Raw genomic sequence first — 11,906 nt, forward strand, 5'->3', positions numbered from 1 at the left:
CTATTTAACGATTATGGACATAGGTATAAATTGACCTTTAAAAGCCAATTTTTCAAAGTCTTTCATAATTAAAATAGACCTGATAGCAAGTTCATCGTAATTTGGCATAACAAGCTTGTCAATAAGTCCCTCATCTCTGTATCTTAAGAGTCGTGAGTCATCTCCTGCTCCGATAAAGATAAAATTTGAATCTTTTGGAGATTTGACAAAACTATCAATAAAAGCAAAAGTCTCAAGCTCTTCAGTTGTGTAATAACAATTGTACTGCTGAGCTGTAATTATGTTATTTAAAAGTTTTTCTGACTCAGCATTACCATATTCAATTGAAAATAAATCAACAGAAAATTCTATTCCTTTTTCTTTTAAATAACTTTTTATGCCTTCAACTTCACTATTGCCTGATAAACTTTTATTGATTGTATTTGTTATTACTGCAATTTTGAGTCTATATAATTTTTTTTGTTTTGCTATAATTTCAATGTTACTTGCAACAAGTCTGCCTTTTTGAAAATAGTCAAAACCCAGTGTTGTGTCAAAAAAATCTTTAAGGTTGCTGTTAAGAATAGATATCACTCTAATTTTTTGCAGTTTGAGCTGGTCGATTAAAGATTTAATTTCACTGCTGTGAAATAAATCACAAAGTATGACAAAATCAAACTTTGAAAAAAGAGCCAGTTTTAGGCCAAAAACTTCCTCTTGTTCAGATTCATAGAAGATAGTTTCTGATAATACCTTCTGTGCCTGAGCAAACTGTTCAAACTCACCTAAAAATTCTTTCCAATACATTTCATTTTTAGGCAATATAACTGCGCAGTTTATATAATTATTTTGCGAAAAGTTATTTAAATTGCCCATTTTGCGAATGATCAAAAAATCACTTGCTGATAGCCACACTAAAATGAGCAGAAGTAAAAGAGAAACTGTAATTATTAAGTACTTTAATATGAAATTTTTTGTTGAGGACATTTTTTTACACACTCCTTTAAAACTATTTTATCATCTGAAGTTATCAAGTAAAACTCCAATATACAGCAAAAAATTGACCACAAAAAATTGCAGTAAATTTTTTATTTCATTTGTTCAAAAGCTTAAAAAGTTGACAAAAAAATTTAGTGATTTGCTATTAATTTTAGTTTAAATTTGATTATGTAATCAAAATTTATATAAAAACTAAATAACATAAGGAGGTTTTGGTAAATGTTTAACAAAAAGAAATTATGGGTGGTTTTAGTATCAATGGTTTTGATTCTTTCTCTTGTGCTTGTCGGTTGTGGCAAAAAGAACACAAATAACAGTTCAAGTGGAACATCAGAAGAGAACAAACCCTATATTGGTGTTGCAATCTACAAGTTTGACGACACGTTCATGACGGGTGTTAGGAATGCAATTGCAAAAGAAGGTGAAGGCAAAGCAAAGCTTGATTTTGTTGATTGCCAGAACTCTCAGTCAACTCAAAATGACAAAATTGACTTATTTATAACAAAAAAGGTTGACGCTCTTGCAATAAATCCTGTTGACAGAACAGCGGCAGGGGTTTTAATTGATAAAGCTAAACAAGCAAATATACCTGTTGTGTTTTTCAACAGAGAACCACTGCCAGAAGATATGAAAAAATGGGACAAGGTCTATTATGTTGGTGCCAAAGCTGAACAATCAGGAACTCTGCAGGGGGAAATTATGGCAGAATACTGGAAGTCACACCCCGAAGCTGATAAAAATCATGATGGAATTATGCAGTATGTAATGATTACTGGTGAGCCTGGCCATCAGGATGCGATTCTGAGAACTGAATATTCTATAAAAGCAGTTGAAGCAGCAGGAATCAGGGTAAAATGTCTTGCACAAGACACAGCAATGTGGGACAGAGTAAAAGGACAAGAAAAGATGCAAGCTTTCTTAGCATCATTTGGTGATAAAATTGAGGCAGTTTTTTGCAATAACGACGATATGGCACTTGGAGCAATTGAAGCATTAAAGGCAGCGGGATATTTTAAAGATGGCAAATACATGCCGGTTGTTGGTGTTGATGCAACAACTCCAGGTCTTCAGGCTCTTGAAGAAGGGACTCTTTTGGGAACTGTTTTGAACGATGCAAAAGCTCAAGGAAAAGCTACATTTAATTTAGCGTATGTTCTTGCAAAAGGTGAAAAACCAACAAAGGAAAATGTTGGGTTTGAAATAACAGATGGAAAATATATCTGGGTACCATATCAAAAAGTTACAAAAGATAATTTAGAAGAAATGAAAAAATATGTAAATGAATAGTAAAAAAATATAATATTAAAGTGCCACCTTGTCTTTTACAATATCTTTAAAATGACAAGGTGGCGGTAATTTTAAATTTAGTTTTGACAGGGAAAAAATGAACAAGAGGTGTATTTGTCATGCCAAAAACCGAATATATCTTAGAGATGAATGGGATTACAAAAGAGTTTCCAGGTGTTAAAGCACTTGACAATGTTACATTGAAAATTAAAAAAGGCACTGTTCATGCGCTTTTGGGCGAAAATGGGGCTGGGAAGTCAACTTTAATGAAATGCTTGTTTGGAATTTATAAACCTGACAGTGGTGAGATTATTTTAGACGGTCAGCATGTTCATATTAACAGTCCAATTGATGCAATAAAGCTTGGGATTTCGATGATTCATCAAGAACTTCAACCAGTAAACCAGCGCAATGTAATGGAGAATATATGGCTTGGTAGATTTCCTCGTATTAATTTTGGACCTTTGAAGTTTGTCAATCACAAAAGAATGTATGAGGCTACTAAAGAACTTTTACAAAGACTTGAGATTGATGTTGACCCTAAATCTATTGTTGGGCATCTTTCAGTATCAAAAGTTCAGCTTATCGAAATTGCAAAAGCTGTCTCTTACAATTCAAAGGTAATTGTCATGGATGAGCCAACTTCTTCTTTGACAGAAAATGAGGTTGAACATTTATTTAGAATAATAAGAGATTTGAAAGCGAAGGGCGTTTCAATAATTTATATATCTCACAAGCTTGAAGAAATATTTAAAATAGCTGACGAAGTGACAATAATGAGAGATGGCAAGGTTGTAGGTTCATGGCCAATATCAGAGCTTACTCCCGATATGATGATTGCAAACATGGTTGGAAGACAGATGTCAGATAGATTCCCACAAAAAACAAATAAACCATCTGAGGTTATCTTGAAGGTTGAAAATTTGACCTCTGTTGATCCAAAATCATTTAAAAATGTATCATTTGAGCTGAGAAAAGGTGAGATTTTAGGAATTGGAGGTCTTGTGGGGGCTCAAAGAACAGAACTAATAGAGGCTATTTTTGGATTGAGAAGTGTTAAAGAAGGAAAAATTTTTATCAAAGGTAAAGAAGTTATTATAAGAAATCCTCAGGATGCTATTAAAAATAAAATTGCATTGCTCACAGAAGATAGAAAATTAACTGGAATTATTCCAGAATTAAATATATTAGAAAATACCACTTTGGCAAGCATAAGGAAATATTTAAATGGTTTTGGACTTTTGAATGACAAAAAAAGGCTTCTCGATACACAAAACTTTATAGGTATATTGAGAATAAAAACACCGTCCTACAAAGCTCAGATAAAGAATCTATCAGGAGGTAACCAGCAGAAGGTATTGATTGCTCGCTGGCTCTTGACAGAGCCCGAAATACTACTTTTGGATGAACCAACACGGGGAATTGATGTTGGTGCAAAGTTTGAGATTTATAACCTTATAAATCAGCTTGCAACAGAGGGAAAGAGTATTATCATGATATCATCAGAGATGCCAGAACTTTTAGGAATGTCTGACAGAATTCTTGTGATGTGTGAAGGAAGAGTCTCAGGTATTTTGGAAAGAAATGAGGCAACAGAAGAAGAGATTATGAAACTTGCAACCAGATTTTCAGCATAAAATTTTTTAAGGAGGTCATTTTTAAGATGTCGTTTGCAAAGAGAGCAAGACAGATATTATCTCAAAACGCAATCTATTTTATTTTACTTGTCTTGATAATAGTAATAGCATTTATCAGTCCAGATTTTCTTTCATGGAGATGTTTCAGAGACATACTTTTGCAGTCATCAACAAGAGCAATTATTGCGCTTGGCATGAGCCTTGTTTTGATTACTGGTGGGGTTGATTTGTCAGCTGGAAGAGCTGTCGGTCTTGCGGCAGTTGTTTCTGCTTCAATGCTCCAAACTGCTGACTATGCAAGAAGATTCTTTCCTGAACTTCCTCAACTTCCACTTATTGTTCCAATTTTGATAGCTATGGCTATAACATTATTATTCGGCATTGTTAACGGTGTTGCAATCTCTCGTTTAAATTTACCACCATTTATAGCAACATTAGGTTCAATGGTTATTATCTATGGTGCTAACTCTTTGTATTTTAACATGCCACCTAACAATTCACAGCCAATAGGTGGACTGAGATCTGATTTTACAAACTTAGGAACAGGTTATATTGGAATTTCAGGTGAGTATTCAATTCCATATATTTTAATAATTGCTCTAATAGTTGCTTTGGTAGTTTGGGTATTGTTGAACAAAACAGCGCTTGGTAAGAGCATCTATGCGGTTGGTGGAAATGTAAATGCAGCACGAGTTTCTGGTATAAATGTTTCTAAAGTTTTGATTTTTGTGTATGCATTTGCAGGGCTTTTATATGGCTTAGCAGGTGTTTTAGAGGCAGCAAGAACAGGTGGCGCAACAAATAACTACGGTAATATGTATGAGCTTGACGCTATTGCAGCTTGTGTTGTTGGTGGTGTTTCAACAACTGGCGGAATTGGAACTGTTCCAGGTGTGCTTGCCGGCGTTTTGATTTTTGGGGTTATAAATTATGGTCTTACATTCATTGGAGTTGACCCATACTGGCAACTTATTATAAAGGGTCTTATTATTGGTGTTGCAGTTGCTCTTGATATAAGGAAGTATTTAGCAAAAAGATAGCATCAATGTTTGCCTTTTTTAACCTTTTAATCTTGCACTTGCCAAAATGCTAAAAAGAGATTTTAAGGGCTTGCACAAAAAGTATGTGTGCAAGCCCTTTATTGTACTAGTTCCTAAAAAGCACCTTCTCATTTTCAAACATTTTTGCAGCAAACTTTATTGACATCACGATGTACACTAAAGAAGAAATCACAAAAAGTCCAAGGTGTTGAAGGTTTACAATGTCATAGATGAGTTCTTTTAAAATTGAGATAGCATTTACAAGCGGCAGTACAAAGTAGGTATCTGTCAATTCGTTTGGCATTTTATACATTGTAAGATAAGGGGGGATAACCACAATTATGCTCACTGGTGAAAGATAAGTCTGACCTTCCTTGAACGACCTTGCATATGCAGCTATGGCAACTTCAATTGCGGCAAAAATGATTGCTGTAAGAAATACAACCAAAAGCATAATCAAAACTGTTACTGGCGATATCGAATAACTTGCAAAAGGACTGTTTTTAAAGTTCTCACCAAGCACAGAAGGAAGAGCTACAAAGGATACAACAATTCCAATCAAAGATGAAAGCCCTGCCAAAAGCGCCATAATACTTACTGCTAAGTACTTTCCAGTCACAAGTGATGTTCTTGTTGCAGCTGTTGTCAAAAGAGGCTCAAGTGTTCCTCTTTCCTTTTCACCGGCTGTAATGTCAATTGCAGCGTTCATTCCACCAAGTGCCGCCCACAGCGTCAAAAACATTGGTATCAAGAATGCCAATAATGTTGCTGACTGTTTCTTAGGTGGTGCAACATTTTCCTTCTTTATAACAATTGGTTCTATTATTGAAGGGTCTAAATTTTTCTGCTCAAGTCTTTGTTTTACAACCTCTCTGGAAAAATTATTTATCATCTCACTGAGCATGCTTCCCACACTTGAGGATTTCATGTCAGCGTCATTTGTCAAAATCTGTATGCTTGTTTGTTTTTCTTGGGAGATTAGCTTTTCAAAGTCCTTTGGAATTATCAAAATAGCTTTTATTTTTCCATCAAGCAGCTCTTTTTTGGGGTCTTTCGAGTCCACAATTTGAAATTCTGACTTTTCAATCATGTTCACAACTGTTTTTGAATACTCTTTTCCAACCACACAGATTGGAGTCTTTTCTGGTTTTACCTCATATGCAGACTTTGCAGCAACTGATGCTATTATAAAAATCACAGGAATAAAGAGCATTGGCATGATTATACCAACTAAAAGCGATTTTCTGTCTCTGAACGCATCTTTAAGTTCTTTTTTAAAAACTATCCACACATGCTTTAAATTCACATTCATTTTTCTTCACCTACCAATCTTAAGAATACATCTTCAAAGTTGTTACCAGAGAACCTTTGCTTTATCTCATCAATTGTTCCAAGTGCTACAAGCTTTCCTTTGTGAATAATTGCCACCCTGTCACACAGCTTTTCAACCTCGTTCATCGAATGGCTTGAAAATATTATTGTCCTTCCTTCCTGCTTGCAAAGCCTTATAAAGTCATGCACCTCTTTTGCACTTGATACATCCAAAGAGTTTGTCGGCTCATCAAAGAGCATTACTTCTGGATTGTGAATTATTGACCTTAAAAAGCACACCTTCTGCTTCATACCTTTTGAAAATGTTCCGGCAGGTTTGTCGATGTAATCCTGCATTCCAAACATTTCAGTTAACTCTTCAATCTTCTTTTTAATCTCATTCTTTTTCATATCATGTAAGAGCCCGAAATATTCAATGTTTTCCCTGGCAGTTAGCCTACTATATAGTCCGCTCTCACTTCCAAAAAGAATCCCTATCTTTCTTCTTACCTTTTCAGGTTCTTTTGTGATGTCAAGCCCTGAGATGATGGCTGTTCCAGAAGTAGGTTTTAGCATAGTTGCAAGCATCCTTAAAGTTGTTGTCTTACCAGCACCGTTTTCACCAAGGATTCCAAAGATTTCACCTTTTTCAATTCTAAATGATAGCCTGTCAACAGCCAAAACCTTTCCAAAATCTTTGGTAAGCTCAATAAGTTCAATCATAAAAGTTTACCCCCTATTAAATGTTGTAAAAATCTTATCAATATTTTGATTTTAAATAGCTTGGATTTTTGAAATTATTATACAGTTTAATACAAAAAATAGCAAGACCTTGTCTTTTTAGTTAGAAATCTCTTGAGTAAATGATCTTTATGTTAATCCATAGGGCACAAAAGAATAAAATTACTGAGCAAATAGGAAGTAATAAAAGGTTTTTGGTATTGTAATATAAATATGATAACAAGGAAGTATTATTTTTTGTTTTGCTCATTGCAAAAATAACAAAGTAAAAGATACAGAAGAAGAGAGAATTAAGCAAACCTAAAAGTATTGATGCAATGTTTTTGATTTTAACCAGAGATACTAAAACGGCAAGTATTGCATATACTGAATATATTCCAATGACTACTGTTAATGGAAATACAAAAAGGGGTATATTTAGAGATTTTGAGTAAAATATATAAGGTATGTTAAGGACAAAGATATATATCAGGATAAGGATTACTTCTGATAAAAACTCCATAATAACTATTGATCTTCTTTTAATTGGCAAAGATAAGAGCAAAGGCAAAAATGATAGGGATACAGCATTATTTTTTCTAGTCATCTCAGCATTTAAGTAAAATCTGCTTTGAATAAGGATGGTCAATAAAAATATTTCGGTTAAAGAAAAAACTATCTGGTTTATCTTTTTAGGAATTAAAACAAGAAGGAGAATATTTAGCAATAGCAATATTAAAAGAGAAATAATTCTGCCACGAAAATTTTTTATATATACTAAATACGTTTTTATTTTTAACACCCCCTCACTAATAGAGCAATCATTTTTGATATGCATCTCCTTTATAGAGTTTGATTATCATATCTATTAACTTATTCAAGTCGATACCCAGGGTTTTTGCTTTTAAAACAACTTTTTCCAATTCTTCTTCTATCTCTTTTGTTATGATACTGGCAATTTTTTCTCTGTCAATCTCTGCAACAAAGGTTCCCCGTGCCGGCACAGTAATAATAAATCCTTCTTTTTCAAGTTCTTCATAAGCTCTTTTGGTTGTAATAACACTAACATTTAGCTCTTTTGCTAAAACTCTGATTGATGGAAGGCTATCTCCTGCTTTAAGACTTCCTTCTATTATTTGTTTTTTTATTTGATTTTTTATCTGTTCATATATAGGCTGGTTTGATGTTTGCAAAATTACAAACTTTAGCACATTTTTCTTACCCCTTTTATATACTGTATATATACAGTATATACAGCATTGATTAGATTGTCAATATTATTTCAAGGCATCATTAGATGTTCTACATTTACTATCTTCTATTTTCTCCCAATCCAATTGCCATTTAATAGTAGATTGAATTTGTTGAGGGAAATTAACTGATAGGTTAAAATATAGAATATATCTATGTTTTATCTAATATGATAAAGACACATTGATTATTCAAAAGACAGTTTTTGATGACAAAAAAATTCGAAAAAATTTGTTAAAAATTGATAAAGAAAAAGGTGATAAGTTGATGTATATATATAATGTGATGAAAACTTTGATAGAGTATGCAAGTCGTTCAAATGACATTCCAGTTGCTGCAGCTGTTGTTAAAAATGGTAAAATTATTAGCATCAAGAGAAATGACAGTAAAAAAGCTATTTACCATGCTGAGATTCTTGCCATAATTGACGCCACATCAAAGCTTTCTACAAAAGACTTAAGAAACTGCGAGATGTTTGTGACAAAAGAACCGTGCCCAATGTGTATGAGTGCAATAGTTTTAAGTAAAGTAAAAAGACTTTACTTTGGTGTAAGGGATTTTAAGATGGGTGCTGCTGAGTCTTGTTTTAATCTTTCACAAAATCCTTTTTTGAATCATAAGGTAGAAGTGATAGGAGGAATATGCGAAGATGAGTGCAGTCGTCTTTTAAAAAGATTCTTTGAAGAAAAGCGAAAATAAGCTTTCTGAATAGGTGAGTTTTAATACTTGGGTGTGTAAAGTAGAGAATTTGAGGGTATATATCAAGTAGAAGAGATTTTTCGAGCACAAAAGAGGTATTGATTGTGGTATTTTTGTAGGATGGATATTATAAAAAATTGTGAAAGAAGGTTGCGTGGAGGAGATGGAGAACAAATTTTTACAGCTTGTGTTTACAAGTAATCTCCAGCTTGTTAAAGTAGTAGAAAAAGAGATACTGTCATTTTTAACAAGGGAAACCAATATATCAGCTGATGAACTTTTAGAATTCAAACTTATTGTGAATGAACTTTTAATAAATGCTGTTGTCCATGGCAATAAAGAAGACAGTTCAAAGTCTGTAAAAGTAAAGGTTGGAGTAGTCGACAAAAAGCTAAGTTACATTGTTGTTGAGGATGAAGGGGAAGGGTTTGACATTGACAGGGTATTTAAAGAGTACACCCCATATGATGAAAAAGATGAGATAGAAGATTTATATGAATTTGGTCGAGGGCTTATGATAGTTGCATCACTTTGTGAGAAGGTTAAGCAGAACCAGAAAGGAAACAAGATTGTAGCTGTAAGAAGGCTCAAAAAAGAAGAAGATTGTTACGTTTGAGAAAGGATAAATAGTTAATCTCAGAAAAAAAGACTGTCAAAAAGATGCGACAGTCTTTTTTATTTTGTGTAATTTTTTTAGAAACTTTACAAAAGCTAAATAAAAGTTTCTTTTCCTTAGCTTTTTGACCTTGAAAAAACTAAAGGGAAAGTTATAAAATTCTTAACAAATAAAAATGCTGAGGTGAAAAAGATAGTGTTTTCTTTGAAAAACTACCTTCCTGATGCTACTTTGTCCAAATACATGAAAGTTTTGGTCAGGGCAGATGAAAATGTTTTTTTAAAGATATTTCTCAACAAACAAATTCAAATACAAAGATATATCAGAGAAGGTGAGATTTTAGACCAGCTTGTTGTGCTAAATGAAGGAAAAAACAACTTGCAGATTGAAGGTGAAAATCTTGAAGGTAACAAGTATGTTTTGAATAAAAGTATAAGGTATCTGGAAAAACCGTTTGCAATAGTTGACCAAAACTATGCTGGAGATGATAAAGACTTTGCAGGTGGGATAGTTTTTTGTAAAAGTTTAAAAAGTTTAGCTGAAATTCTCAGAAATAAAGACTCTTTATATAAATCTGTGTTTATAAGAAATGGAATTTATAGAGAAAAAGTAAATATTGATTCGTCAAGGGTAATGCTGATTGGTGAGGACAGAAACAAAACCATTGTGACTTATTCTTTGGCAGCAGGACTTCCTGCAGAAAATGGAGAAATTTTATCCACTTCAAACACTGCAACTTTTACAATATCTGGAGAGGACTTTGTTGTTGAAAATATTACATTTGAAAATGGTTTTGATAGAAATGTTCCAATTGAGCACAGACAGGCTGTTGCAGTAAAAGCGATGGCTGACAGGTTAATATTTTTCAATTGCGTCTTTAAAAGTACTCAGGACACTCTTTATGCTGATTTTGGGAGACAGTATTACTATAGATGCTACATCGAGGGAGATGTAGATTTCATTTTTGGTGCGGCAACAGCCGTATTTGAGGATTGTGTGATATGTTCTCTTGACAGGGAAGACACAAAGATAAAAGGCTATGTTACAGCAGCAAGTACAAAACCAGATAGCCAGTATGGTTTTTTGTTTATAAGATGCAAGCTTATATCCAATATAAATATAAGAGAAAAAGAGTGTGTCTATCTTGGAAGGCCATGGCATCCTTCTTCTGATCCTCACAGGTGGGCAAATGTTGTGTTTAAGGAATGCTATTTGGATGAGCACATTCATCCCGATGGCTGGTGTGAGATGCATGGCTTTTGCCCTGAAAATGAGAGATTTTTCGAATATAGAAATTTTGGTCCTGGTGCAAAACAAAATCCCAAAAGACCTCAACTTGATGAAATAGAAGCGCAGATGTACACAAAAGAAAATGTTTTAGGAGATTGGAAAGTAGAGATATAGCAAGTGCTGTATTAATAAATCAGAAAGCAGGCATATGCTGCTTTTTTATTTTTCCATTTAAAAGCGATTGACCAATCTTGTGTAATCATTTTGAATTTTATATTGCAATTCCTCAAAAAATTGAGTAGAATATTAATAAGCTGACACATAAATCCACAATAAAGAAATAGGTGATGAAGAGAGATGCTTTCGGCAACGCGCAGGCAAAAAATTAAAGAGATATTGATGGAGAAAAAGAGTGTGACTGTCACAGAGCTTTGCAACATTTTCAACGTATCTGACGAGACAATAAGAAGAGATTTGAAAAAACTTGAGCAGGAAGGGATAATCGAGAAAAATTACGGTGGGGCTATTTTAAAAGAAGGGGTATCAATAGTTCCACCTATTTCCCAGCGTTCAAAAGAGTTTATCCAAGAAAAAGAAAGGATTGCACTTGAGGCGATAAATAGAATAAAAGAAGGTATGGTTGTAATTTTGGATACAGGAACAACCACACAGCAGATAGCAAGAAAACTAAAGAGTTTTCAGCACATAACTGTGATAACCAATGGCATAAATATAGTAAATGAGCTCATAACAAATAACAGTATAAACCTGTTTCTGGTTGGAGGCAAAGTAAAAAATTCTAACTTTTCGACAGTTGGCCCAGAAGCTCAGAAAGCTTTTTTACAGTTTAGTGCTGATATAGCTTTTATAGGAACAAGTGGAATTTCTCTTGAAAAAGGTCTTACAACCTCTGATGTTTTTGAGGCAGAAGTAAAAAGGGCAATGATAGATAGTAGCAAAGATGTAATAGTTGTTGCAGACAGCAGTAAGTTCAGGAAAAATGCAATGGTTTCATTTGCGACCCTCAGCAAAGTGTCTGAAATTATCACAGCAGGTGAGATAAGCGATGAACTTGTAGAAAATTTCAGACAAAAAGGTGTGAAGATAACTGTGGTGTAACTTTCTCAAAAGGATTAA

The 11,906-nt window shown here is 33.7% G+C and carries 12 protein-coding genes; 7 read left to right on the forward strand and 5 right to left on the reverse strand.

The features are described from left to right. Entirely contained in the window at positions 1 to 966 is a 966-nt protein-coding gene (locus CaldiYA01_RS00495; protein ID WP_207180263.1) for a substrate-binding domain-containing protein, read from the reverse strand. Between the two features lie 231 nt (positions 967 to 1,197). On the opposite strand from CaldiYA01_RS00495, the gene CaldiYA01_RS00500 reads away from it, so the two are divergent. The 3 genes from CaldiYA01_RS00500 to mglC all read left to right on the forward strand — a co-directional run bounded on the left by CaldiYA01_RS00500 (position 1,198) and on the right by mglC (position 4,942). Then, the gene (locus CaldiYA01_RS00500) at positions 1,198 to 2,265 is read left to right on the forward strand and encodes a galactose ABC transporter substrate-binding protein (protein ID WP_207180265.1); all 1,068 of its coding nucleotides are present in this window, start codon (positions 1,198 to 1,200) and stop codon (positions 2,263 to 2,265) included. A 119-nt stretch (positions 2,266 to 2,384) separates the two neighbouring features. Then, on the forward strand, positions 2,385 to 3,902 hold the full coding sequence (locus CaldiYA01_RS00505; RefSeq protein ID WP_207180266.1) for a sugar ABC transporter ATP-binding protein: 1,518 nt from the start codon (positions 2,385 to 2,387) through the stop codon (positions 3,900 to 3,902). Positions 3,903 to 3,928: 26 nt separating this feature from the next. Beyond that, on the forward strand, positions 3,929 to 4,942 hold the full coding sequence (mglC, locus tag CaldiYA01_RS00510) for a galactose/methyl galactoside ABC transporter permease MglC (protein WP_207180268.1): 1,014 nt from the start codon (positions 3,929 to 3,931) through the stop codon (positions 4,940 to 4,942). A 106-nt stretch (positions 4,943 to 5,048) separates the two neighbouring features. Here mglC and CaldiYA01_RS00515 read toward each other — a convergent pair whose 3' ends face one another. From CaldiYA01_RS00515 to CaldiYA01_RS00530, 4 genes are all read right to left on the reverse strand, one after another. Beyond that, complete coding sequence (locus tag CaldiYA01_RS00515) at positions 5,049 to 6,254, reverse strand: ABC transporter permease (RefSeq protein WP_207180270.1); 1,206 nt, start codon at positions 6,252 to 6,254, stop codon at positions 5,049 to 5,051. After that, a complete protein-coding gene (locus CaldiYA01_RS00520) occupies positions 6,251 to 6,976 on the reverse strand; it encodes an ABC transporter ATP-binding protein (RefSeq protein WP_207180278.1) in 726 nt (241 codons plus the stop codon). Before CaldiYA01_RS00520 ends, CaldiYA01_RS00515 begins: the two co-directional genes overlap by 4 nt. Positions 6,977 to 7,097: 121 nt before the next feature. Beyond that, positions 7,098 to 7,775 carry a hypothetical protein gene (locus CaldiYA01_RS00525; protein WP_207180280.1) on the reverse strand — a complete coding sequence of 226 codons (678 nt, stop codon included), beginning with the start codon at positions 7,773 to 7,775 and terminating at the stop codon, positions 7,098 to 7,100. A gap of 19 nt (positions 7,776 to 7,794) precedes the next feature. Further along, on the reverse strand, positions 7,795 to 8,184 hold the full coding sequence (locus CaldiYA01_RS00530; protein ID WP_207180282.1) for a GntR family transcriptional regulator: 390 nt from the start codon (positions 8,182 to 8,184) through the stop codon (positions 7,795 to 7,797). A gap of 307 nt (positions 8,185 to 8,491) precedes the next feature. Between CaldiYA01_RS00530 and CaldiYA01_RS00535 the strand changes: the two genes are divergently transcribed. The 4 genes from CaldiYA01_RS00535 (at position 8,492) to CaldiYA01_RS00550 (ending at position 11,888) form a co-directional block, all read left to right on the forward strand. Next, a complete protein-coding gene (locus CaldiYA01_RS00535) occupies positions 8,492 to 8,923 on the forward strand; it encodes a nucleoside deaminase (protein WP_207180284.1) in 432 nt (143 codons plus the stop codon). A 163-nt stretch (positions 8,924 to 9,086) separates the two neighbouring features. After that, positions 9,087 to 9,539 (forward strand): ATP-binding protein, encoded by a 453-nt coding sequence (locus CaldiYA01_RS00540; RefSeq protein ID WP_207180286.1) that lies wholly within the window; start codon positions 9,087 to 9,089, stop codon positions 9,537 to 9,539. 195 nt (positions 9,540 to 9,734) lie between these two features. Further along, on the forward strand, positions 9,735 to 10,943 hold the full coding sequence (locus CaldiYA01_RS00545; RefSeq protein WP_207180288.1) for a pectinesterase family protein: 1,209 nt from the start codon (positions 9,735 to 9,737) through the stop codon (positions 10,941 to 10,943). Between the two features lie 183 nt (positions 10,944 to 11,126). After that, positions 11,127 to 11,888 carry a DeoR/GlpR family DNA-binding transcription regulator gene (locus CaldiYA01_RS00550; RefSeq protein WP_207180290.1) on the forward strand — a complete coding sequence of 254 codons (762 nt, stop codon included), beginning with the start codon at positions 11,127 to 11,129 and terminating at the stop codon, positions 11,886 to 11,888. Positions 11,889 to 11,906 lie beyond the last annotated feature (18 nt).

This window comes from Caldicellulosiruptor diazotrophicus (assembly GCF_017347585.1).
Classification (GTDB): Bacteria; Bacillota; Thermoanaerobacteria; order Caldicellulosiruptorales; family Caldicellulosiruptoraceae; genus Caldicellulosiruptor; species Caldicellulosiruptor diazotrophicus.